The sequence below is a fragment of the Ralstonia psammae genome, assembly GCF_958405935.1.
GTDB lineage: Bacteria > Pseudomonadota > Gammaproteobacteria > Burkholderiales > Burkholderiaceae > Ralstonia > Ralstonia psammae.
Window position 1 is genome coordinate 201655 of record NZ_CATZBU010000005.1, and the last position, 22407, is coordinate 224061.

Here is a 22407-nt window from a genome sequence, read left to right on the forward strand (position 1 = left end):
TATCACGGCTTTATCGCATGGCAGGTTCGGCCAAGAATAGGTGCCATTCCAACCGGATTTGCGAAGGAGCAGAACATGAAAATCGTCGTGATTGGCGCCAGCGGCACGCTTGGCCGCGCCGTGGTGGGGGAACTGGAGCAGGGCGGCGCGCACGAAATCATTCGCGTCGGCCGCACGCAGGGCGAGTATCAGGTCGACATCACCAACGCCGACAGCGTGGCTGCGCTGTTCGACAGGCTTGGCCGCGTGGATGCGATCGTCTCCACTGCCGGGAACCTGTTCTTCGGGCCGCTGACCAGGATGACAGCGACGGAGTTCAACATCGGCCTGCAGGACAAGCTGCTCGGTCAGGTGCGCTTGGCGCTCGTCGGCCAGTACTATCTGAACGATGGTGGCTCGATCACACTCACCACCGGCATCGTGGGCCAGGAGCCAATCGCGCAGGGCGCCAACGCGACTGCCGTGAACGCGGGCGTGGAAGGTTTTGTGCGCGCCGCCGCGTGCGAGCTGCCGCGCGGCATCCGCATCAACGCGGTGAGCCCGACGGTGCTGACCGAATCGATGGAGGCGTATGGGCCGTTCTTTCCGGGCTTCGAGCCGGTTTCGGCAGCGCGCGCGGCGCTCGCGTATCGGCGCAGCGTGGAGGGCGTGCAGAGCGGGCGGGTGTATCGCGTGGGCTGAAATTTGCCCGGGTCGTGAACACGTTAAGGTTCGGGGTATCTCCCCCTTGCCCGCGTGGCGTGACTCCTTCTAGACTCCTTCATCCCCGACCCAGCGGTCGGCCAAATTCCAGATAGGGCGGGCGCAGACCCGCTCGGCACATCCCAGGAGACGGCATGAAGGTTTCGCGCGCATCCCGCATTGCACTCGCCGCGACGGCGCTGTTGGCAGGTACGGCATTCGCCCAGGTGAAGGTCGGCATCACGGTGTCGGCCACCGGGCCGGCGGCGTCGCTGGGGATTCCCGAGAAGAACACCGTGGCGCTGCTGCCAAAGGAAATCGCGGGCAAGAAGATCGAGTACATCGTGCTCGACGATGCGTCCGACACCACTACCGCCGTCAAGAACACGCGCAAGCTCATCACCGAAGACAAGGTTGACCTGGTGATCGGTTCGACCGTCACGCCCAACTCGCTGGCGATGGTGGATGTGGTGGCCGAAAGCGAAACGCCGATGATCACTCTGGCCGCATCGGCGCGCATCATCGAGCCGATGGACGCCAAGCGGGCGTGGGTGTTCAAGACGCCGCAAAACGATTCGCACATGGCGACCGCCATTGCCGAACACATGGCCAACCATGGCGTGAAGACGGTCGCGCTGATCGGCTTTGCCGATGCCTATGGCGATTCGTGGGCGCAGGAGTTCGACAAGGTGGCGGGGCTGCGCAAGCTGAAGGTCGTTGCCAATGAGCGCTTTGCGCGTACCGATACGTCGGTGACGGGGCAGGTGCTGAAGATCATGTCGGCCAATCCGGATGCGGTGCTGATCGCAGGCTCGGGTACGCCGGCGGCGCTGCCGGAGCGGGCGCTCAAGGAACGTGGCTACAAGGGCAAGCTGTATCAGACGCACGGCGTGGCGAACGCCGACTTCCTGCGTGTGTGCGGCAAGGACTGCGAAGGCACGTTCTTGCCGGCCGGCCCGATTCTGGTGGCCGAGCAGTTGCCCGACAGCAATCCAGTGAAGAAGCCGGCGCTGACGTACAAGACCGCGTATGAGAAGGCCTATGGTGGGCAGGTTTCCACCTTCGGCGGACACATGTGGGATGCCGGTTTGTTGTTCACGCACGCGCTGCCCGAAGCGCTGAAGAAGGGGCAACCCGGCACGCCTGCGTTCCGCAAGGGGCTGCGCGATGCGATGGAGACGACGACCAATCTGGCGATCTCGCACGGCGTGATGAATATGAATGCGAAGGATCACCTCGGGCTGGATCAGCGGGCACGGGTGATGGTGGAGATTAAGGACGGGAAGTGGAAGCTGCAGAACTGACGGCGTAGCCGGCGCCATCGCCCCACGCAAAACGCACGGTTCGCGCCGTGCGTTTTGCTTTTTGGGGCTCAAGCGTTGACCAGGCTTTGCGGTACTGGCGATGCCGTGGTCTCAGGCAACGCGGCCTGGATTTCGGCGATGTCTGCGTCCGTCAGCTTTAAGCCCGCCGCGCCGAGCAGGCCGTCGAGCTGATCCGGCCGGCGCACACCGATGATGGCGCCAGTGACCACTGGGTTGCGCAACGTCCACGCGATGGCGACTTCGGCGGGCGTTCGCCCATGCCGTGCGCCCACGCCACGCAGCACGTCCACCAGCGCCAGGTTGCGCGTCAGGTTCGGCTCCTGAAATTCCGGGCTACGCTGCGCGCGCCAGTCGTTGGCGGGCAGCGCGGCGATGCGCTCGCGCGTCATGCGCCCCGACAGGAGTCCCGATTGCAGCGGCGAATAGACGATGTTGCCGATACCGTGCGCGGCGGTGTAAGGCAGGATGGATTCCTCGATGCCGCGCATCAGCAGCGAGTAGGGTGGCTGCAGTGCGGCAATCGGTGCGACGGACTGTGCGCGTGCGATCTGCGCCGCATCGAAGTTCGACACGCCGATCTGGCGGATCTTGCCGGCACGGCGCGCCTGTTCCAGCGCGGCGATGGCGGCTTCGATCGACTGCTCCGGCGCACCCGGAGGAAAGGCCGGCCAGTGAATCTGGTACAGATCGATCGTTTCCACGTTCAACCGACGCAGGCTGTCGTCGACTTCCCGGGCGAGTGACGCAGGATCGAGCGAATGCGAAATCCGGCCTTGTGCGTCCCAGAGCAGAGAGCCCTTGGTGAACACATACGGCCGCCGGCTGGCCGGCAGCTCGCCGAGTGCCCGGCCGACCACGGTTTCCGCGTGGCCCAGTCCGTAGGCCGCGGCGGTGTCGATCCAGTTGATGCCCGCATCGACGGCAGCGACGATGGCGGCAATGGAGTCGCGGTCGTCCTGCGCGCCCCAGCCGTATTCCCAGTTGCCGCCGCCCGAGGCCCAGGTGCCGAAGCCGAGTGGAGAGATGTGCAGGTCGGATTGACCGAGTTGTCGTGTCTGCATGGTGATGTCCTTGTCAGGTCAGGGAGAGGAGTCGCCAGTCTAGGCAGCGCGATCACGCCGATTAAGTGGATAGAATCGGATGCACTATGAAGACAGAATTCACAATCGATCCGGACCTGCTGCCTGCGCTCGATGCGTTGCGCCGCGTGGCCGAGGCGGGGAGTTTCACGCAAGCAGCCGCAGCGCTGGATGTTTCAACGTCCGCGCTGTCGCAAACGATCCGGCGGCTCGAGTCGGCACTCGGCGCGCAACTGCTGGCGCGTACCACACGGCAGGTCAGTGCAACGGAAGCAGGGGAGGCGTTGCTCGCCGTGGTGCGGCCGAGCCTCGACGCGCTGTACGGAGCGATGGCGGAGGTGGGAGAGCGCGCGACGGAGCCGCGCGGCGCATTGCGCGTGACGGCTTCACGCGTGGCGTATCAGTCGGTGCTGCAGCCGGTGCTCGGCGATTTCTTCTCGCGCTATCCGCGCATCGAGCTGGAGGTGTCGGTGGACGACGGCCTCACCGCCATCGTCGCAGACCGCTTTGATGTCGGCATCCGCTTTGGCGAGCGTGTCGAGCGCGACATGGTCGGCGTGCCGATCGGGCCAGCGCGCCGCATCGCGGTGGTGGGGAGCGTGGGGTATTTGCAAGCGCATGGCATTCCCGATTCACCGGACGCACTGCGTGGGCACCGGTGCATCCGCTACCGCTTTCCGAGCAGCGGAGGCTTGTACGACTGGGAGTTTGTCGAGCCCCGCCAGGGCGGCGCGATGCAGTCGGCCGATGTGGCGGGCGGCTTCATCGCGAATGATGTGCTGGCGATGGTCGGTGCGGCCAGGCAGGGCGTGGGTCTGGCCCACGTGCTGGAAGACCTGGTTGCCGAGGATGTGGCAGCCGGGCGCTTGGTCCGGGTGCTTGAACCCTGGTGCCCGCCGATGTATCGCTTCCATCTCTATTTCCCGCGCACGCCACAGATGCCGGGCAAACTGCGTGTCTTCATCGATTTTCTGCGTGCGCGTTGGGCCGACGAGGGCCGGCAGGCGACCCGCTGATTGTGTTTCACGTGAAACACAAACGTGGCCGACAAGCGGTGCATGTTTCACGTGAAACACGAAAAGCCGGTGAATTTCGTCTCGATTGCCGCATGGCCGAACTGCGGTGTCGCCGCGCGACTTATAATTCCGCTTCTCCAAATTTTCGATGCCTCCACGCGAGGAGGAAGCCATGCTGTATCCAATTGAATTCGATGTGATCGTGGTGGGCGGCGGACACGCCGGCACCGAGGCCGCCCTGGCGGCGGCGCGCATGGGTTGTCAGACCCTGCTGCTGACGCACAACATCGAGACACTGGGGCAGATGAGCTGCAACCCGTCCTTCGGGGTAATCGGCTAGGGCCTTCTGTTATTGTATGTGTATGCGGGGGGGGGGGCTAGGGCCAGCCCCACGGACGAGGGCGGGATCCAGTTCCGCATCCTCAATTCCAGCAAGGGGCCGGCCGTGCGTGCGACGCGCGCCCAGGCAGACCGTGTGCTGTATAAGGCAGCAATCCGCCATCGCCTGGAAAACCAGCCGAACCTGATGTTGTTCCAGCAGGCCGTGGAAGACCTGCTGGTAGAAGGCGACCGGGTGGTCGGGGCGGTGACGCAGGTCGGCGTGCAGTTCCGTGCACGCGCCGTCGTACTCACGGCGGGGACGTTCCTCGATGGCAAGATCCACGTGGGGCTGAACAACTACACGGGCGGCCGCGCAGGCGACCCCGCCGCGGTGTCGCTGTCGGCGCGCCTGAAGGAATTGAAGCTGCCGCAGGGGCGCCTCAAGACCGGTACGCCACCGCGGATTGATGGCCGCTCCATCGATTTTTCGGTATTGGAAGAGCAGCCGGGCGATCTCGATCCGGTGCCGGTGTTCTCGTTCATGGGCCGTGCGGACATGCATCCGCGCCAAGTGCCATGTTGGGTGACGCACACCAACGAGCGCACGCACGACATCATCCGCGCGGGGCTGGACCGCTCCCCGATGTACACGGGCGTGATCGAAGGGGTGGGGCCGCGCTACTGCCCGAGCATCGAAGACAAGATTCACCGCTTCGCCAGCAAGGACAGCCACCAGATCTTCCTGGAGCCGGAGGGCTTGGCGACCAACGAGTTCTACCCGAATGGCGTGTCGACCAGCCTGCCGTTTGATGTGCAGCTCGACCTGATCCACTCGATGCGTGGGCTGGAGAACGCCCACATCCTGCGCCCCGGTTACGCCATCGAGTACGACTACTTCGACCCGCGCGCGCTGAAAGCTTCGCTGGAGTCCAAGGCGATTTCGGGCCTGTTCTTCGCCGGCCAGATCAACGGGACGACCGGTTATGAAGAGGCCGCAGCGCAAGGGCTGCTGGCCGGTATCAACGCCGGCTTGCAGGTGCAGGGCAAGGACGCCTGGACGCCGCGCCGCGACCAGGCTTATCTGGGCGTTCTCGTCGACGATCTCATCACCCGGGGCGTGACCGAGCCGTACCGTATGTTCACCAGCCGCGCGGAGTTCCGCCTGAGCCTGCGCGAAGACAACGCCGACATGCGCCTGACCGAAGTCGGCCGCACACTCGGCGTGGTCGACGACGCACGCTGGGACGCCTTCAACCGCAAGCGCGACGCTGTTTCACGTGAAACAGAGCGCCTCAAGTCCACTTGGGTGAATCCGGCCACGCTTCCGCTGGAAGACGCTGAACCGGTGCTGGGGAAGGGGATCGAGCGCGAGTATGCCCTGGCCGATCTGCTGCGCCGCCCGAACGTGACTTACGAAACGCTCATGGGCATGCAGGGCGGCAAGTACGCAGTGGAAACGCCGTTGGCTGAGGATCCGTTGCTGGCGGAGCAAATCCGCGAGCAGGTCGAAATCGGCATCAAGTACCACGGCTACATTGCCCGCCAGGCCGATGAGGTGGAGCGGTTGGGGGCGAACGAGAACACCCGTCTGCCCGCCGATTTCGACTATTCGCAAGTGCGCGGTCTGTCGATCGAGGTGCAGCAGAAGCTGGCCAAGCACAAGCCCGAAACCATCGGGCAGGCGTCGCGTATCTCAGGCGTCACGCCGGCGGCCGTGTCGCTGCTGCTCGTGCACTTGAAGAAGGGCGTGCTGCGTGGCCAAGTCGGCCCGCGCTCCGACTCAGAAGGCGAGGCCGCTTGATGGCGAATGCACTGACAGACGCCCGCTCGGAACTGGAAGCCGGCGCCCGCACGCTTGGTTTGTCGCTGGACGGTGCGCAACTGGATCGCCTGCTGGCGTACCAGGGGCTGCTCGCCAAATGGAACCGTGTCTATAACCTGACGGCCATTCGCGACACCGGCGACATGCTCACGCATCACCTGCTGGATTCGCTTTCGGCCGTGTCGCGCATTGCCGAGCTGGCGCGCCGTGCTCAGCCTGGCGCGCCGCGCGTGCTGGACGTGGGCTCGGGTGGCGGCCTGCCCGGCATTCCGCTGGCCATCGCTTTTCCGGATGTGAGCGTCACGATGGTCGACATCGTGCAGAAGAAGACCGCCTTCCTGACGCAGTGCCGTGCCGAGCTTGGCCTGACCAATGCCCAATCGCATTGGGGCCACGTGGAAAAGCTGGCTGATGCGACCGGCTACGGCGTCATCACCTCACGCGCGTTTGCCGAGCTGGTGGATTTCGTGAATCTGGCCGGACATCTGCTGGCGCCGGGCGGCCGCATGGTCGCCATGAAGGGCGTGCGCCCGGATGCCGAAGTCGAGCGCCTGCCCGCTGGCTGGACCGTCGAAGCCATCGAACGCCTGACCGTGCCGGGGCTGCCGGCCGAGCGGCACCTGGTCATCCTCGCGCCGTCGGCGTGAGTGAACGTTGTAGCGAGCCATTCACCGCAGAGGAGTCATGTCGAATATTTTCGTGATCGCCAACCAGAAGGGTGGGGTCGGCAAGACCACCACCACGGTGAATCTCGCGGCCGGGCTGGCCGCGCAAGGGCAGCGCGTGCTGCTGGTCGACCTCGATCCGCAGGGCAATGCCTCGATGGGCTCGGGCATCGACAAGCACACGCTGGAATTCAGCGTCTACCAAGTGCTGGTCGGCTTGGCGACGATTCCGCAGGCGCGCCAGCGTTCGGAGGCCGGGCGCTATGACGTGCTGCCTGCCAACCGTGACCTGGCCGGCGCCGAAGTCGAACTGGTCGATCTGGAGCATCGCGAAAACCGGCTCAAGCTCGCGCTGGCCGAGGTGGAGGCCGACTACGATTTCGTCCTCATCGATTGCCCGCCGTCGCTCTCGCTGCTCACGCTCAATGGCCTGTGCGCCGCGCATGGCGTGGTCGTGCCGATGCAGTGCGAGTACTTCGCGCTCGAAGGCCTGTCGGATCTGGTTAACACCATCAAGCAGGTACACGCCAACCTGAACCGCGACCTTAAGGTGATCGGCCTGTTGCGTGTGATGTTCGACCCGCGCGTGACGCTGCAGCAGCAGGTGTCTGCGCAGCTCGAATCGCACTTCGGCGACAAGGTGTTCAAGACCGTGATCCCGCGCAACGTGCGTCTGGCCGAAGCGCCGTCGTACGGCATGCCGGGCGTGGCGTTTGACGTGGCATCGAAAGGCGCCAAGGCCTATCTGGATTTCGGCGCCGAGATGATCGCGCGCGTGCGGCAGATGGCCGACACGCCGGCCTGAGCGGTAAGAGGAAGAACATGAGTACGATGAAGAAAAAAGGACTGGGGCGCGGCCTCGAAGCGCTGCTCGGTAGTCCGGCGGAGATTGTCGAAGCGGCCAAGCAAGAGGGCGCGCCCACGGTGCTGAAGCTTGAGCAGATGCAGCCCGGCAAATACCAGCCGCGTACGCGGATGGACGAAGGCGCGCTGCAGGAACTCGCCGCGAGCATCCGCGCACAAGGCCTGATGCAGCCGATTCTGGTGCGCAAGGTCGAGTCCGACGGCACGAAACCGAAGTACGAAATCATCGCGGGTGAACGCCGCTTCCGAGCCTCGCGCCTCGCTGGCCTGACCGAAGTGCCGGTGCTCGTGAAGGACGTGCCGGATGAATCGGCCGCCGCCATGGCGCTGATCGAAAACATCCAGCGCGAAGATCTCAACCCGCTGGAAGAAGCGCAGGGCATCGCGCGTCTGGTGCGTGAATTCCAGTTCACACATGAGCAGGCCGCGGAATCCGTCGGGCGTTCGCGCAGCGCGGTGTCGAACCTGCTGCGCTTGTTGAATCTCGCCCAGCCCGTGCAAACCATGCTGATGGCCGGTGACCTGGACATGGGCCACGCCCGTGCGCTGCTCGCTGTTGACGGTGCCACGCAAATCACATTGGCCAACCAGATCGTCAACAAGCGCCTGTCGGTGCGTGAGACGGAAAAACTGGTGGCGTTGACGCTCAAGCCGTTCGAGCTGAAATCACTCAAGCAGAAGGGCGGTCACCACGCTGGCCGTGACGTCGCGCGCCTCGAAGAAGAACTGGCTGATCAACTGGGCCTGGGTGTGCAGATCAAGCTGGCGGCCAAGGGCCGGGGCCAGCTGACAGTGCAGTTCAGCAGTCTGGACGAGTTCGACGGTTTGCTGGCGCGCCTGCGTCCCGAGGGCGACGAAGAGGCTGCCTGAGTTTCGCCTGCGACAGTTTGACGCATGTGCACTGGGCCCGTGTCATTGCGCCATTTGCGGGCATGATCTGGCACGGAATCGGTGCAATTACCTCGCACGTCATCGACGCTGGGTGTCGCCAGCACCATCATGGAATCGACGGGGTGCCGCTCCATCAGGCGGATTCGGTGTCCCGGCAGCAGCGCCGCATTGCGCACGCCGTATGGAACGCGGCCACGCGGAGTGCTGTCGAAGGCGCCCACACGAGCGTTCGCTTGCGCGTTGACTGGCGAACGCCATGTCCCGTAAAATCGTGCGGTTTTAAATCCGCCTGACCCAAAGCGGTGCGGCATGATGAAAGCGCATTCTTCCATGCAGCCAGCCGACCGGCAACGGCCCGATTCTTACGCTTCGTTGGAAGCCGCCCGACCTCAGTCGGCGCAGGATCCGAAGCACGACAATTGGGACGATGAGGAGAGGGCGGAGCCGCCGGTGCATGTGCTCTCACATGACGAAGCGGTCGCTCTGTTCGGCGAGCAAGCTCTGCAGGCCTCTCGTATCACGCCTTTTTCCATCGTGCTCGGCCAGGTGGCCATCACACTGTTGTGTGCGCTCGGTTGGTATGTCGGCAGTTGGTTCACGGGCACGGGCGCTGTGTCGGCCGGCGAGGCTGCGCTCTCGGCTCTGCTGGGCGGTGGCGTGTGCGTGGTGCCTTCGGCATGGTTCGCGATGCGGCTGTCGAAGGCCAGGGGGTTCGAATCCATCGCCCGTCTGGTGGTGGGCGAAGCGATCAAAGTGCTTGGCACGGTCGCGCTGCTGGTGATCGTGGTGGTGGTGTTCAAGGGCCTGCATTGGCCGCCCTTGCTGATCACCCTGATCCTGGCACTCAAGATGTACTGGGTCGGTCTCGCGCTGCGATAGTGCGTTGAGTCGGCTCCAGCCCACCACGAGATGGCGGGCACACGGGAGGCGTTGGCACGTGGCAAGAGCCTGGGGCAGGAGAAGCCCTGGTTCATTGCGCTGACACTCCGCAAGAATAAGGTGGCGCGTTCCAGCCGCGTGCAGTCCGCGATCTCCAGGCGAAACCTGGTTGAATCGGGCGCGAGTCGGAACGGGTCACGAAGAATGTTTCGCAATATTGGACTGAATCATCATGGCAACTGAAGTCGCAGAAGCCGCCGGCCACGCCGCCGAGCACGCTCTTACGCCTTCCGCGTATATCGCGGAGCATTTGCAGAATTTCAATAGCATCGGCGGCAAGCAGGCCTCCGTTGTCGACTTCTCCGTCATCAACTGGGACACGATGTTCTGGTCCGTGTTGATGGGCCTGATCGGCATCGTCTTCCTGGGCATGGCTGCACGCCGTGTCACCGCCGGCGTCCCGGGCCGCTTCCAGGCTTTCGTTGAACTCGTCGTCGAGATGGTCGATGACCAGGCCAAGGGCATCATCCACGGCGATCGTTCCTGGATTGCTCCGCTGGCGCTGATGGTCTTCGTGTGGGTCACGCTGATGAACGCGGTCGACTTGATCCCGGTGGACTGGGTTACCGGCGTCAACCACCTCCTCGGTACCTTCGGTGTGCACGTGCCTCACCACCGTGCGGTGGCCACGGCTGACCTGAACGGCACGTTCGGCATGTCGTTCGCTGTGCTCATCCTGATGATCTACTACAGCTTCAAGATCAAGGGCGCTGGCGGCTTTGCGCACGAGCTGCTGTCGGCACCGTTCGGCGCCAAGTGGTACCTCGCGCCATTCAACCTGATCCTCAACATCATTGAATTCCTCGCCAAGGCTGTGTCGCTGGGCATGCGGTTGTTCGGCAACATGTACGCGGGCGAACTGGTGTTCCTGCTGATCGCGCTGCTTGGCTCGGTCTGGACGTTCGGTGCCGACACGTCGGCACTGGGTTTCGTGGGTCACGTGGTGGCCGGCGCAGTGTGGGCGATCTTCCACATCCTGATCGTGCTGCTGCAAGCCTTCATCTTCATGATGCTGACGCTGGTGTATATCGGCCAGGCGCATGAACACCACTAAGTAGTTGCGGTTCAGGTTCTCCGGTTCCGTTTGATTTTTCCAAGTTCTCAAGTTCTTAGTCTTTCACGTAAAAGGGAGTCATCATGCAAGCATTTCTCGCCAACATCCAAGGTCTGACCGCCATCGGTATCGGCATCATCATCGGCCTGGGTGCTATCGGCGCCTGCCTCGGCATCGCACTGATGGGCGGCAAGTACATCGAAGCCTGCGCACGTCAGCCTGAACTGATGAACCCGCTGCAAACGAAGATGTTCCTGCTGGCTGGCCTGATCGACGCGGCATTCCTGATCGGCGTTGGTGTGGCCATGCTGTTCGCGTTCGCCAACCCGCTGCTGTCGGTCATCAAGTAATTCTTTTCGGTCTGCATGATGCCGGAGGCGGCCTGGGTGAACGCTGCGCGTGACCCTCGCCGCTTCGTGCATTGATCCGTAGTCTCAATACCGAAAGGAACACACCATGAACCTGAACGCCACACTCGTCGCGCAGATGGTCGTGTTCTTCATCCTGTGGTGGGTTGTTGCCAAATTCATTTGGCCGCCCCTGGTGAAGGCGCTCGACGAACGCGCGAAGAAAATCGCCGATGGCCTGGCCGCTGCCGATAAGGGCAAGGCCGAGCTGGAGCTGGCCAACAAGCGGGTCGACCAGGCACTGACCGAAGCGCGCAATGAAGGCGCGCAACGCATCGCGGACGCCGAAAAGCGTGCCCAGATGAGCGCCGACGAGATCAAGCAAAACGCCCAAGCCGAAGCCGCGCGCATCATCGCGCAAGCCAAGGCCGAAGCCGAGCAGCAAACCGTGCGCGCGCGTGAATCGCTGCGTGACCAGGTTGCCACGCTGGCCGTCAAGGGTGCCGAGCAGATCCTCAAGCGTGAAGTCAATGCGCAGGTCCACGCCGATCTGCTCAATCAACTCAAGGCTGAGCTGTAATCATGGCAGAACTCGCAACCGTTGCCCGTCCGTACGCAGAGGCGCTGTTCCGCGTGGCGAAGGCCGGCAATCTGGGTGCATGGTCTGAGCTCGTGTCGGAAATGGGGCAAGTCGCCGCCGTGCCCGACATGAAGGCAGTCGCCGATGATCCGAAGCTCTCCAAAGCCGATGTGGCGGGGATCTTCCTGTCGGCGCTGAAATCTCCGGTTTCGCATGAGGCGAAGGAACTGGTTGGCCTGCTGGTGGCCAACAAGCGCCTGTCGCTGCTGCCGGAAATTGCCGCGCAATTCCATGTGCTGCGGAATGCCAGCGAAGGCGCCGCCGACGTCGAGATCACCAGTGCGTTCCCGCTTGAGGGCGCGCCCCTGACCGAACTGGTCGCCACGCTCGAACGCAAGTTCGGCAAGAAGCTGCAGGCTCATGTGAGCGTCGATCCTTCGTTGATCGGCGGCGTGCGTGTGCAGATTGGCGACGAAGTGCTCGACACCTCGGTGCGCGCGCGCCTGACGCAGATGCAGTCTGCGCTGACCGCCGCGTAATGCTGTTTCGCGAGGCGCCGATGCAATCGACGATATCGCGCCCGCAGACAGATTGAAGAATTAGGAGCATTCGATGCAACTGAACCCCTCCGAGATCAGCGACCTGATCAAGACCCGTATCGAGGGCTTGAAGGCTGGCGCTGACGCAAAGAACACCGGCACGGTCATCTCCGTGACGGACGGTATCTGCCGCATTCATGGCCTGTCGGGCGTGATGCAAGGCGAAATGCTGGAATTCCCGGGCAACACGTTCGGCCTCGCGCTGAACCTCGAGCGCGACTCCGTCGGCGCTGTGGTGCTGGGTGAGTACGAGCACATTTCCGAAGGCGACGAAGTCAAGTGCACGGGCCGCATTCTGGAAGTGCCGGTTGGCCCGGAACTGCTGGGCCGCGTGGTCAACGCGCTGGGCCAGCCGATCGACGGCAAGGGCCCGATCAACGCCAAGAAGACGGACGTGATCGAGAAGGTCGCCCCGGGCGTGATCGCACGTCAGTCGGTGAGCCAGCCGGTGCAGACCGGCCTGAAGTCGATCGACGCCATGGTGCCGATCGGCCGCGGCCAGCGTGAGCTGATCATTGGCGACCGCCAGACCGGCAAGACCGCCGTGGCTGTCGACGCCATCATCAACCAGAAGGGCAAGGGTATCTTCTGCGTGTATGTGGCAATCGGCCAGAAGGCTTCGACGGTCGCCAACGTGGTGCGCAAGCTCGAAGAGCACGGCGCGCTCGAATACACGATCGTGGTGGCGGCTACCGCTTCTGACTCGGCTGCTATGCAGTACCTGTCGGCCTACGCCGGCTGCACGATGGGCGAATACTTCCGCGACCGCGGCGAAGACGCGCTGATCGTGTATGACGATCTGACCAAGCAAGCTTGGGCGTACCGTCAGGTTTCGCTGCTGCTGCGCCGTCCGCCTGGCCGTGAGGCTTACCCGGGCGACGTGTTCTACCTGCACTCGCGTCTGCTGGAGCGTGCTGCGCGTGTGAACGCCGAGCACATCGAGAAGATCACCAACGGTGAAATCAAGGGCAAGACTGGTTCGCTGACCGCGCTGCCCGTGATCGAAACGCAGGCCGGCGACGTGTCCGCGTTCGTTCCGACCAACGTGATCTCGATTACCGACGGCCAGATCTTCCTGGAAACCGACCTGTTCAACGCAGGTGTGCGTCCCGCAATCAACGCCGGTATTTCGGTGTCGCGTGTGGGTGGTGCTGCTCAGACCAAGGTCATCAAGAAGCTGTCCGGCGGTATCCGTACCGACTTGGCCCAGTACCGTGAACTGGCTGCGTTCGCGCAGTTTGCTTCCGACCTGGACGAAGCGACCCGCAAGCAGCTCGAGCGTGGCCGCCGCGTGACCGAACTGCTCAAGCAGCCGCAATACCAGCCGCTGCAAGTGTGGCAGTTGGCCGCGTCGCTGTACGCAGCCAACAACGGCTTCCTCGACAACGTGGACGTGAAGGACATCCTGGCTTTTGAAAAGGGTCTGCACGACACGCTGAAGACGAAGTACGCCGACCTCATCAACCGCATCGAAGATACGAAGGATCTGTCGAAGGACGATGAGGCCGCCCTGCGTGCCGCGATCGAGGATTTCAAGAAGTCCGCCGCGTTCTAACCCGTCATTCCCGGAACTGGCCGCGCTGAGCCTGCGTGGCCAGGTCTGAACGGAGAGAGTGAAATGGCCGGAACAAAAGAAATCCGCACCAAGATCAAGAGCGTGCAAAACACGCGCAAGATCACCAAGGCGATGGAAATGGTCGCCGCATCCAAGATGCGCAAGGCGCAGGAACGGATGCGTGCTGCCCGCCCATACGCCGAGAAGATCCGCAACGTGGCTGCGCACATGGCGCTGGCCAATCCGGAGTACAAGCACCCATTCATGGTTGCGCGCGACATCAAGCGTGCCGGCATGATCGTGGTGACGACGGACAAGGGCCTGTGCGGGGGCTTGAACACCAACGTGCTGCGTGCCGTCACCAATCAACTGCGCGATCTGCAGAACAAGGGCGTCGAGACGCAAGCTACCGCCATCGGTACCAAGGGCATGCAGTTCCTGGGCCGCGTCGGTGCGAAGGTGGTCTCGAACGTCGTGCATCTGGGCGACACGCCGCATCTGGAAAAGCTGATCGGCGCGATCAAGGTGCAACTGGACGCATTCAACGCTGGCCAGATCGATGCCGTGTATCTCGCGTACACCCGCTTCATCAACACGATGAAGCAGGAGCCGGTGGTCGAGCAGCTGCTGCCCCTGACCGCCGACAAGCTCGCGCAGAGCGACGCCGAGAAGCAGGCCTACTCGTGGGATTACATCTACGAGCCGGACGCGCAAACGGTGGTCGACGAACTGCTGATCCGCTACGTCGAGGCGCTGGTGTACCAGGCGGTGGCCGAGAACATGGCCTCCGAGCAATCGGCCCGGATGGTGGCGATGAAGGCGGCTTCGGACAACGCGAAGAACGTGATCGGCGAACTGCAACTGGTCTACAACAAGACCCGTCAGGCAGCGATCACGAAGGAACTGTCCGAGATCGTCAGCGGCGCGGCAGCGGTTTGACGCCCACGGCAAAGATTTAAGTTATTGGAGATACAAATGAGTATCGGAACGATTGTGCAGTGCATCGGCGCCGTGGTGGACATCCAGTTCCCGCGCGACGCAATGCCCCATGTTTACGAGGCACTCGTGCTGGAAGACAGCAGCGAGAAGTCGTTTGCCGAGAAGGGGCTGACTTTCGAAGTGCAACAACAGCTGGGCGACGGCGTGGTGCGTACCATTGCGCTGGGTTCGTCCGACGGCCTGCGCCGCGGTATGGCAGTCAAGGGCACCGGCGCACCGATCTCGGTGCCGGTCGGTCACGGCACGCTGGGCCGCATCATGGACGTGCTGGGTCGTCCGATTGACGAAGCCGGCCCGATCGCTTGCGACGAAAAGCGCGCGATTCACCAGAAGGCTCCGAAGTTCGACGAACTGTCGCCGTCGGTTGACCTGCTCGAAACCGGCATCAAGGTGATCGACCTGGTCTGCCCGTTCGCCAAGGGTGGTAAGGTGGGTCTGTTCGGTGGCGCCGGCGTCGGCAAGACCGTGAACATGATGGAGCTGATCAACAACATCGCCAAGCAGCACTCGGGCTTGTCGGTGTTTGCTGGCGTGGGCGAGCGTACCCGTGAGGGCAACGACTTCTACCACGAAATGAAGGACTCGAACGTGCTCGACAAGGTGGCCATGGTGTTCGGCCAGATGAACGAGCCGCCGGGCAACCGTCTGCGCGTGGCGCTGACCGGCCTGACGATGGCTGAGCGCTTCCGCGACGAAGGCCGTGACATCCTGTTCTTCGTCGACAACATCTACCGCTACACGCTGGCCGGTACCGAAGTGTCGGCACTGCTGGGCCGTATGCCTTCCGCCGTGGGCTATCAGCCGACGCTGGCTGAAGAAATGGGCAAGCTGCAGGAGCGTATTACGTCGACCAAGACCGGCTCGATTACGTCGATCCAGGCCGTGTACGTGCCTGCCGATGACTTGACCGACCCGTCGCCGGCAACGACCTTCCTGCACCTGGACTCGACCGTCGTGCTGTCGCGTGATATCGCTGCACTGGGTATCTACCCCGCAGTGGATCCGCTCGACTCGACTTCGCGCCAGCTCGACCCGCAAGTGGTTGGCCAGGAGCACTACGAAGTCGCCGACCGCGTGAAGAAGACGCTGCAGCGCTACAAGGAACTGCGCGACATCATCGCGATTCTGGGCATGGACGAACTGTCGCCGGAAGACAAGCTGGCCGTGGGCCGTGCTCGTAAGATCCAGCGTTTCCTGTCGCAGCCGTTCCACGTGGCCGAAGTGTTCACGGGTTCGCCGGGCAAGTACGTGCCGCTGAAGGAAACCATCCGCGGCTTCAAGATGCTGGTGGACGGCGAGTGCGATCACCTGCCGGAACAGGCGTTCTACATGGTCGGCTCGATCGACGAAGCCTTCGAGAAGGCCAAGAAGCTCCAGTAAGAGCACGGTCTGGCACCGCGCGTAAGCCGGGGCCAGTACTGGCTTCCTGAAGCCCATTCAGGAAGCCGCTTTTCTGAGCAAAGGAATCGAGATGGCAACCATTCATGTAGACGTCGTCAGCGCTGAGCACGAGATCTTCTCCGGCAATGCCAAGTTTGTGGCGCTGCCCGGTGAAGCCGGCGAGCTGGGCATTCTGCCCGGCCACACGCCGCTGATCACGCGCATCAAGCCGGGCGCCGTGCGCATCGAGAAGGAAGACGGCGGCGAAGAGTTCGTGTTCGTTGCTGGTGGCATTCTCGAAGTGCAGCCGAAAAAGGTGACCGTGCTGGCCGATACCGCAATCCGCGGTCACGACCTGGACGAAGCCAAGGCGAACGAAGCCAAGCGTGCGGCCGAAGAGGCGCTGCAGAACCAAAGCAGCGACCTGGATCTGGCCCGTGCGCAAGGTGAACTGGCCGTGGCCGCTGCGCAGCTTGCAGCGATCGCGCGCCTGCGTCGCAAGCGCTAAGGCAAGTGTGTACCGGCGGGTGTCATTGGCCGGCGCAGACGAAAAAGCAGCCCCGAAGGGCTGCTTTTTTTTTCGCCTGAGAACAGGCTGGAGCCGGCTCAGCGGTGCTCACCTTCGCGCTTTTCTTCACCGCGATTGCCTTGCGGATGCGGTTGGGCTTCGTGGTGTTCCTGCCGAGGCGGCTGTGCCTGCGGTTGAGGTTGCGGCGGACGGGCTTCAGGCGGGCGCGGTTGGGGCTGCGGTTGCGGCGGGCGCATCTCAACGTGCGGTTGCGGTGCGGGACGCGGGGCTTCCATGTGCGGTTCCGGCCGGCGTTGTTCAGGCTCGGGGCGTGCGCGCATCTGCGGCGGCTCGTTGCGCGGGCGCTCCTGCATGGTCGGCGCCGGATTGCCGGTGAAGCGATTCGGCTCCTGGCCACCGCGCTGCGGTTGAGGTTGCGGACGCGGCTCGAAAGCCCGGCGCTCGTCACGCGGTGTACCGGGCGCGCCTTCGCGCTGCGGCGGGCGCGTCGTCATGCCGGCTGGGCCTTGCGGCGCCTGCACAGCCTGCGGTTGCCCTGGGCGCTCCTGCGGCGCGGCCGCACCCGGCAGCGGGCGTGGACGATTGATCGAACCCGGGGCCATCAGGCCCTGCGGAGCCGGTCCGGGCTGGGCGCCATGGGGCGCTTGTGCACTCTGCGGGTTCGGGGAGCCCATCAACCCCTGCGGACCATTCGGGCCGCGCTGTTCCGGCGGTCGGCCAGGCTCGCTACCTGCGTGTGCGGGCGCATTGGGCGCGGCGCGCGTCAAACGTAGCCCCGCTGCCTGCGCAGCCGCGGGTGCGGGCGGCATCCCCGTATTGGGTTGACCTCGCACCGGCATCACGCGGGGCCCCATGTTGCCGCCCGTCCATGCAGGGCCTGCGCCCGGAAGCGCACCGCCTTGTGAGCGGAAGCGTTCTGCCAACGCATCGTGTCCGCCTGCTGGCGCAGCGGGTGCGTGCACCGCTATCGCCTGACGGGCAAACGCCTGCGGTGGCGGCAACTGATGTGGCCCGCCGTTGGCCGCCGCACCCGCCAGGCTGGCGCGCACCGGTGCCAGCGCCGGCGTTGATACAAACTGTGCGTGCGCCATCTGTGCGCGCAATTGTTCCGGCCGCAGGTGCGTCATGGCAGGGCCGACCGGCTGGCCGTTGACGAAAGTCTTGGCTGGCACCGCCGTCAGAGCGGCCGGGTTGTTGGCGTTGACGTACGTGACCCGGTTCACGTTTCGAACGTTGGTCACGTTGGTGTTGTTGATGATGGTCTTGTTGACCGTGACGTTGTTGACCACCACCGTGCGGTTGATGTTGGTCACGTACGTCGGGCTGGCCGCATACACGGGGCGATATGCCTCGCCCGGCGCCAGCGGGAACCATGCCACACCCGGCGAACCGATCGAGATGTTGATCCCCCAGCTCACGCCGCCGCCACCTCCGCCGCCGACGAAACCGACGAGTGCCGGCGCATACACCGGGCGCGGTACCACTGGCCCGGGCACCCAGCACCACGTCGTACCGACGTACGCCCAGCGGCCATAGTGGAAGGGCGCAAAACCCCACGGTGCGTCATCGACCCACGTCCAGCCCCAAGGCGCAACCCAGGCCCAATGCCCCGTGCGATACGGTGCCCAGCCGGCAGGCACGGCGCGCGGTACCCACACGGCGCCGTAGCCGTCTTCTTCACGCCATGTGCCGTTGTCGTCGAGGGCCTCATAGCCCGTCATTTCGCGGCCGACGTAGCGGGCCGACACGGAAGCGTCTTCGCGGGCATCGCGCGACTCCGCCCAGCGATCGAAGGCGTCGCGACCGGGGTTGTCGGTGCCGCCGGCCTCGGCGAGGTCCGTGCCACCGAAGCGGATTTGCTGACCGGCACCCAGCGGGGTGGAGCGGTCATCGCCGTAGGCCGTGCCCTGGCCGTGCCACACGGTGACGGTCGTGCTGGAGCCATCGGGTGCGACGTCGAGACGGTATTCTCCCGGTGCCTGCGGCGTGAACGCCAGGTTTGGCGTATCGATCTCGATGGTCTGGTCGGCCGGCAGCGAACGCACACGGACAGACAGCGCGCCCTGCGTGAGCTTCACTTGCGTGTTGCGGTCGTCCAGGTCGACGAGCGTGGCACCGGTGTTCTGGCCCAGGCGCAGCGCCGTGGAGCCGACGTGCAGCTCGCTGTGGCTGCCCTGGTCGGACCACAGGCGGTCACCGGTGGTGAACGGGCGATTGAGCGAGGCGCCGGCCCAATCGTCGGAACCGGCGGGCGCAAAGCTCACCGTGCCGGAAAAGTCCGACAGCCGCGCCACCCGCGAAGCCGGATCGGCGGCCATTGCAGCCTGCGCACCGCAGACGAGCAACACGGCGGCAACACCTACCGCGCGCAACACATGCGGCAGCCGTACACCGGATAGGGGAGAACGACGGGAAACATTGGACATGACGAGCCCTCGTTTTTATGGCGGCCTGTGCCGCGTGGATGTCTCCATTTAACGCGGCAGGCGTCGAGGGGTCGACTTGGCTTTGTAAGAGCGTGTTTCGCGGAGATCGCGAGCTGGCAGACGGATCGGCCGGATCCCATGCGCTGCGCAAGGGGGGAAGGAAGGCGGGCAGGCGCGCGAATTGCGCACACAAAAAAAAAAGCGCGCGGGCCGGGGAGCACCGCGCGGACGGGAAATCCCTTCGAGGGGTCAATTCGAAAGGAGGGGGTAACCTTGCGCCCGAGATTGTGTCGTCGCCATCGTGCCGGGCGGAATTGCCATCGGGCGCCTCATCTGGCGCACAACAATTGGACACAAACGCTGGGGTGCGAAGGCATTGTGGGTGACGGGGTGGTGCTGAGGCGTAACAAAGTGTGTCGGATTGCAATCGAATGCAAGCGTTGCAAAAGCCGCTTGGCGTGAAGCCGAAAGCGCCTGGAAGGGGTGCGCAGGGAACGCCTGCTGCACCTGCACAGTCCCATCACTTTTCCGCTTAGGCAGACTGGGCTTGGAGAAGGGCGAGCCAGCGGTGCATGCCCTAGTCTGAGGTGGCCAATTCATAGGAGGGAGGCATGCAAAGGCATGCAGTGCACCACGTGTTGCAAAAGTCGGTGGCAACGGGCGTTTTTGTTACCTTGATGGTGTCACTTGGCGGGGTGGAGGCCGCACAGGCCGGTACCGAAGAGGCCCCCGCTCCGCCTGCCACGCCCACGAGTGCGCCGGCCGCCTCTACACCTGTTGCTTCTGCGCCAACCGCCGCGCTTGCAAAAACGAAAGAGCAGTACGAGCGCCCTGCCGGTAGTTTCTGGCAGGGCACAGTGGGCAAGGGCGCGGACAGCCTCGGCTGGAACATCTGGCTCAACGTGTACGACCCGCCACTCAAAGAGCAGGACAAAGACAAGGACGCGGTGGCCGACACGCTCACCGGCGAGGCCTACGATGACCGCCCCCAGGGCCGCGCCCTTTGGACGATCGAAGGCCGCAATGCGCCCGAGCGTCGATTCATCTGGCGCGAGCGTGCAGAAGCGCTCGATGCCGCGGGCCAACCCATCGTGCGCGAGGGCGGCACGCTCTCCGGTGCGCTCTCGGCCGACGGCGCCACCGCCACCGGCACCTGGAGCGACGGTGGCCGCAGTCAACCCTTCACGCTCAAGCGCGTGGCGCGCTATCAGGAGGCCACGGGCGCCTCCGGCCAGGCCAAGCTGACGGAGCGCTATCCGGTGACGGGCGACGCCGCCGTCGACGCGCTGGTCCAATCGCTGCGCGTTCGTAAGTGCGACCAGTACGACACCGAATGCGTCGTCCGCATCAGTGCCATCGGGCTGGGCGACACCGTGAGCCTTTTGCGCATGGTGTGGGCCTACAGCGGGGGCGCGCACGGCAACTACAGCTTCACGGCGGGCAACTGGCGGCGCGGCGCGCAAGGCTTTCAGCCGATCGCCCTGGCCGATGTGCTGAACCCTACATCGGCCTGCCTGCAGAGCTTCAACACGCAGATCGTCGATGCACTCAAGCGCGAAGGCGCCCCAGATGCGCCGCGCGGCGCGCTCAAGGAGAAGGATCTGCGTAACGCCGCGTTTCCGTTTACGCTGCAAGGTGACCGCATCGTCGTGCACTACGGGCCGTATGAGGTGGGGCCGTATTCGTCGGGCGCGTTCCGTGCCGCCGTGCGCGTCGATGACCTGGGTGCCGCATGCAAGCGGCCCACAACCTGATTGCATTCGCATCGCCAACCATGTCCGCCAATCCTTCCTACGTCGACGAGCAAGCCACCATGCGCCGGCTGCTGTCCGGCAAGACCATCGCCGTGGTCGGGCTGTCGCCGCGCACCACGCGGCCCAGCTATGACGTGGCGCGCTATCTGCAGCAGGCGGGCTATCGCATCGTGCCCGTCAACCCGCAGCACGCGGGCGAAGACGTGCTCGGCGAGCCCTGCTATGCCACGCTCACCGAAGCTGCGACGACGCTCGCCGCCGCCGGCCAGCGCATCGATCTGGTCGATATCTTCCGTCGCGCAGAACAGGTCCTGCCCGTCGTGCAGGAAGCCGTGACGCTGGGCGTGGGCGGCATCTGGGTGCAGCTCGGCATCGTGAATGACGAGGCGATGGCCGTGGCACGCAACGCCGGTATTCCGGCCGTGCAAGACCGCTGCACGAAGATCGAGCACTGGCGACTCGGCATCGGCGAGCGCAATTGAACTCCGGCCGCGATTCTTTGTGAGAGATGCGGCGGCGCAGGGGGACTCACGTTCCGCTGCTGCCTGCGCCGATCGACGTCTCTACGCATCGAACGGGTTGAGCCGGCCCGGCGCGCTACACTCTGACGGTCATCGCATCCCGCTTACATCATGGCCGTCGATCCGCAAATCCTGCAGTTCTACCAACGCGTTGCCGAACAATTCGGCGCCTTGCCGCCGCCCGAAGATGCACGTGCGCAGCGCGCGCGCTTCGAGGCGATTGCTGCGGTATCTGACCGCCCCGATCCCGATGGCGTTGACGTTTCAGACATCAGCTTGCCGCTTGCCGGGCGCACGCTCGACGCCATCGTCTTTCGTCCGAAGGGCGTGGCAACGCCGCGTTTGCTGGTGTGGTTTCATGGTGGCGGCTGGGTGGTGGGTGCCCCGCGCACAACGCACCGCATGCTGGCCGCATTGGTGGCGCAAGACACAGGCTGCGCCGTTGTGAGCGTCGATTACCGCCTCGCGCCCGAGCATGCGTTTCCCACTCCGGCCGACGATGCACGCGACGCGCTCGCGTACCTGGCCGAGCAGCGCGTGCACCTCAACTTCGCTCCGGATTTCCTGGCTGTGGGTGGCGATAGCGCGGGCGGACATCTCGCGGTGCAGGCCGCGCAGGGCATGCGCCCGGGCCTCGTCAACGCGCAGTTCCTGCTGTACCCCGTCACCACGCCGGCTTTTGGCAGCGAGAGCTACAACGCATTTGCGCAAGGCCCCGGCCTCACGCGCGATGAAATGCGCTGGTACTGGGAGAAATACATCGGTGCACAGGCCCTCGCCAAGCCACTCGCCGAGCAGGATGCGCGCATCTTCCTGATGGCAAGCGCGCCGGCATATACGCCGCCCGACACCGTCGTCATCGTGGCGGCGCACGACGTGCTGCGTGACGACGGCCTGCAATACGCCGACTACCTCGTGCAGCATGGCGCGCAGGTCATCACCATCGAAGCCTCGGGCATGACGCACGCCTTTGCGCGCATTCAGTTCGAGGCCGAGCGCGCACGCGAATGGATGCGCCGCGCGGCGCACGCATTCGTCGGAATGATCAGCGAGGAATAAG

At 64.3% G+C, this 22407-nt stretch carries 20 protein-coding genes and 1 pseudogene; 19 read left to right on the forward strand and 2 right to left on the reverse strand.

Annotated features, from left to right (window positions below; translation table 11 throughout):
- The first annotated feature begins 75 nt into the window (after positions 1-75).
- Together R2N16_RS13090 and R2N16_RS13095 are read left to right on the forward strand one after the other, a co-directional pair.
- Positions 76-681, forward strand: a complete 606-nt coding sequence (locus tag R2N16_RS13090; RefSeq protein WP_316666148.1) for a short chain dehydrogenase — start codon at positions 76-78, stop codon at positions 679-681.
- Positions 682-836: 155 nt separating this feature from the next.
- Entirely contained in the window at positions 837-1985 is a 1149-nt protein-coding gene (locus R2N16_RS13095; RefSeq protein ID WP_316666149.1) for an ABC transporter substrate-binding protein, read from the forward strand.
- Positions 1986-2053: 68 nt separating this feature from the next.
- Here R2N16_RS13095 and R2N16_RS13100 read toward each other — a convergent pair whose 3' ends face one another.
- Positions 2054-3067: an aldo/keto reductase gene (locus R2N16_RS13100; protein WP_316666150.1), complete on the reverse strand. Its 1014-nt coding sequence runs from the start codon at positions 3065-3067 to the stop codon at positions 2054-2056.
- Between the two features lie 86 nt (positions 3068-3153).
- Here R2N16_RS13100 and R2N16_RS13105 point away from each other — a divergent pair, with 86 nt between their 5' ends.
- The 14 genes and pseudogenes from R2N16_RS13105 to R2N16_RS13170 all read left to right on the forward strand — a co-directional run bounded on the left by R2N16_RS13105 (position 3154) and on the right by R2N16_RS13170 (position 16625).
- Positions 3154-4101, forward strand: a complete 948-nt coding sequence (locus tag R2N16_RS13105; RefSeq protein ID WP_316666151.1) for a LysR family transcriptional regulator — start codon at positions 3154-3156, stop codon at positions 4099-4101.
- 172 nt (positions 4102-4273) lie between these two features.
- Positions 4274-6223: pseudogene (gene mnmG / locus R2N16_RS13110) on the forward strand (tRNA uridine-5-carboxymethylaminomethyl(34) synthesis enzyme MnmG).
- Positions 6223-6891, forward strand: a complete 669-nt coding sequence (rsmG, locus tag R2N16_RS13115; RefSeq protein WP_316666152.1) for a 16S rRNA (guanine(527)-N(7))-methyltransferase RsmG — start codon at positions 6223-6225, stop codon at positions 6889-6891. Before mnmG ends, rsmG begins: the two are co-directional and overlap by 1 nt.
- 37 nt (positions 6892-6928) lie before the next feature.
- Complete coding sequence (locus tag R2N16_RS13120) at positions 6929-7714, forward strand: ParA family protein (protein ID WP_004628617.1); 786 nt, start codon at positions 6929-6931, stop codon at positions 7712-7714.
- Positions 7715-7731: 17 nt separating this feature from the next.
- Positions 7732-8643, forward strand: coding sequence for a ParB/RepB/Spo0J family partition protein (locus tag R2N16_RS13125; RefSeq protein ID WP_316666153.1), 912 nt, complete (start codon positions 7732-7734; stop codon positions 8641-8643).
- 471 nt (positions 8644-9114) lie between these two features.
- A complete protein-coding gene (locus tag R2N16_RS13130) occupies positions 9115-9543 on the forward strand; it encodes an ATP synthase subunit I (RefSeq protein WP_428984131.1) in 429 nt (142 codons plus the stop codon).
- A 232-nt stretch (positions 9544-9775) separates the two neighbouring features.
- Entirely contained in the window at positions 9776-10657 is an 882-nt protein-coding gene (gene atpB / locus R2N16_RS13135; protein WP_316666156.1) for a F0F1 ATP synthase subunit A, read from the forward strand.
- A gap of 83 nt (positions 10658-10740) precedes the next feature.
- Positions 10741-11007 carry a F0F1 ATP synthase subunit C gene (gene atpE / locus R2N16_RS13140; RefSeq protein ID WP_003262709.1) on the forward strand — a complete coding sequence of 89 codons (267 nt, stop codon included), beginning with the start codon at positions 10741-10743 and terminating at the stop codon, positions 11005-11007.
- Positions 11008-11113: 106 nt separating this feature from the next.
- Positions 11114-11584, forward strand: a complete 471-nt coding sequence (locus R2N16_RS13145) for a F0F1 ATP synthase subunit B (RefSeq protein WP_316666157.1) — start codon at positions 11114-11116, stop codon at positions 11582-11584.
- A 2-nt stretch (positions 11585-11586) separates the two neighbouring features.
- Complete coding sequence (locus R2N16_RS13150; protein ID WP_048935664.1) at positions 11587-12123, forward strand: F0F1 ATP synthase subunit delta; 537 nt, start codon at positions 11587-11589, stop codon at positions 12121-12123.
- 73 nt (positions 12124-12196) lie between these two features.
- Positions 12197-13738, forward strand: a complete 1542-nt coding sequence (atpA, locus tag R2N16_RS13155) for a F0F1 ATP synthase subunit alpha (RefSeq protein WP_316666159.1) — start codon at positions 12197-12199, stop codon at positions 13736-13738.
- Between the two features lie 63 nt (positions 13739-13801).
- Positions 13802-14677: a F0F1 ATP synthase subunit gamma gene (atpG, locus tag R2N16_RS13160; protein WP_316666162.1), complete on the forward strand. Its 876-nt coding sequence runs from the start codon at positions 13802-13804 to the stop codon at positions 14675-14677.
- A 36-nt stretch (positions 14678-14713) separates the two neighbouring features.
- Positions 14714-16117 carry a F0F1 ATP synthase subunit beta gene (gene atpD / locus R2N16_RS13165; RefSeq protein ID WP_316666164.1) on the forward strand — a complete coding sequence of 468 codons (1404 nt, stop codon included), beginning with the start codon at positions 14714-14716 and terminating at the stop codon, positions 16115-16117.
- A 91-nt stretch (positions 16118-16208) separates the two neighbouring features.
- Positions 16209-16625 carry a F0F1 ATP synthase subunit epsilon gene (locus R2N16_RS13170; protein WP_009239559.1) on the forward strand — a complete coding sequence of 139 codons (417 nt, stop codon included), beginning with the start codon at positions 16209-16211 and terminating at the stop codon, positions 16623-16625.
- A 98-nt stretch (positions 16626-16723) separates the two neighbouring features.
- Here R2N16_RS13170 and R2N16_RS13175 read toward each other — a convergent pair whose 3' ends face one another.
- On the reverse strand, positions 16724-19072 hold the full coding sequence (locus R2N16_RS13175; protein ID WP_316666166.1) for a DUF6600 domain-containing protein: 2349 nt from the start codon (positions 19070-19072) through the stop codon (positions 16724-16726).
- Positions 19073-19683: 611 nt separating this feature from the next.
- Between R2N16_RS13175 and R2N16_RS13180 the strand changes: the two genes are divergently transcribed.
- The 3 genes from R2N16_RS13180 (at position 19684) to R2N16_RS13190 (ending at position 22406) form a co-directional block, all read left to right on the forward strand.
- The gene (locus tag R2N16_RS13180) at positions 19684-20826 is read left to right on the forward strand and encodes an RsiV family protein (protein WP_316666167.1); all 1143 of its coding nucleotides are present in this window, start codon (positions 19684-19686) and stop codon (positions 20824-20826) included.
- Between the two features lie 20 nt (positions 20827-20846).
- Positions 20847-21308, forward strand: a complete 462-nt coding sequence (locus tag R2N16_RS13185) for a CoA-binding protein (protein WP_316666168.1) — start codon at positions 20847-20849, stop codon at positions 21306-21308.
- A gap of 150 nt (positions 21309-21458) precedes the next feature.
- The gene (locus R2N16_RS13190) at positions 21459-22406 is read left to right on the forward strand and encodes an alpha/beta hydrolase (protein ID WP_316666170.1); all 948 of its coding nucleotides are present in this window, start codon (positions 21459-21461) and stop codon (positions 22404-22406) included.
- Position 22407 lies beyond the last annotated feature (1 nt).

Bases quoted from the DNA above. Each gene is read 5' to 3' on its own strand.
- R2N16_RS13090 (WP_316666148.1), top strand. From the start codon at position 76: ATGAAAATCGTCGTGATTGGCGCCAGCGGCACGCTTGGCCGCGCCGTG.
- R2N16_RS13095 (WP_316666149.1), top strand. From the start codon at position 837: ATGAAGGTTTCGCGCGCATCCCGCATTGCACTCGCCGCGACGGCGCTG.
- R2N16_RS13100 (WP_316666150.1), bottom strand. From the start codon at position 3,067: ATGCAGACACGACAACTCGGTCAATCCGACCTGCACATCTCTCCACTC.
- R2N16_RS13105 (WP_316666151.1), top strand. From the start codon at position 3,154: ATGAAGACAGAATTCACAATCGATCCGGACCTGCTGCCTGCGCTCGAT.
- rsmG (WP_316666152.1), top strand. From the start codon at position 6,223: ATGGCGAATGCACTGACAGACGCCCGCTCGGAACTGGAAGCCGGCGCC.
- R2N16_RS13120 (WP_004628617.1), top strand. From the start codon at position 6,929: ATGTCGAATATTTTCGTGATCGCCAACCAGAAGGGTGGGGTCGGCAAG.
- R2N16_RS13125 (WP_316666153.1), top strand. From the start codon at position 7,732: ATGAGTACGATGAAGAAAAAAGGACTGGGGCGCGGCCTCGAAGCGCTG.
- atpB (WP_316666156.1), top strand. From the start codon at position 9,776: ATGGCAACTGAAGTCGCAGAAGCCGCCGGCCACGCCGCCGAGCACGCT.
- atpE (WP_003262709.1), top strand. From the start codon at position 10,741: ATGCAAGCATTTCTCGCCAACATCCAAGGTCTGACCGCCATCGGTATC.
- R2N16_RS13145 (WP_316666157.1), top strand. From the start codon at position 11,114: ATGAACCTGAACGCCACACTCGTCGCGCAGATGGTCGTGTTCTTCATC.
- R2N16_RS13150 (WP_048935664.1), top strand. From the start codon at position 11,587: ATGGCAGAACTCGCAACCGTTGCCCGTCCGTACGCAGAGGCGCTGTTC.
- atpA (WP_316666159.1), top strand. From the start codon at position 12,197: ATGCAACTGAACCCCTCCGAGATCAGCGACCTGATCAAGACCCGTATC.
- atpG (WP_316666162.1), top strand. From the start codon at position 13,802: ATGGCCGGAACAAAAGAAATCCGCACCAAGATCAAGAGCGTGCAAAAC.
- atpD (WP_316666164.1), top strand. From the start codon at position 14,714: ATGAGTATCGGAACGATTGTGCAGTGCATCGGCGCCGTGGTGGACATC.
- R2N16_RS13170 (WP_009239559.1), top strand. From the start codon at position 16,209: ATGGCAACCATTCATGTAGACGTCGTCAGCGCTGAGCACGAGATCTTC.
- R2N16_RS13175 (WP_316666166.1), bottom strand. From the start codon at position 19,072: ATGTCCAATGTTTCCCGTCGTTCTCCCCTATCCGGTGTACGGCTGCCG.
- R2N16_RS13180 (WP_316666167.1), top strand. From the start codon at position 19,684: ATGCAAAGGCATGCAGTGCACCACGTGTTGCAAAAGTCGGTGGCAACG.
- R2N16_RS13185 (WP_316666168.1), top strand. From the start codon at position 20,847: ATGTCCGCCAATCCTTCCTACGTCGACGAGCAAGCCACCATGCGCCGG.
- R2N16_RS13190 (WP_316666170.1), top strand. From the start codon at position 21,459: ATGGCCGTCGATCCGCAAATCCTGCAGTTCTACCAACGCGTTGCCGAA.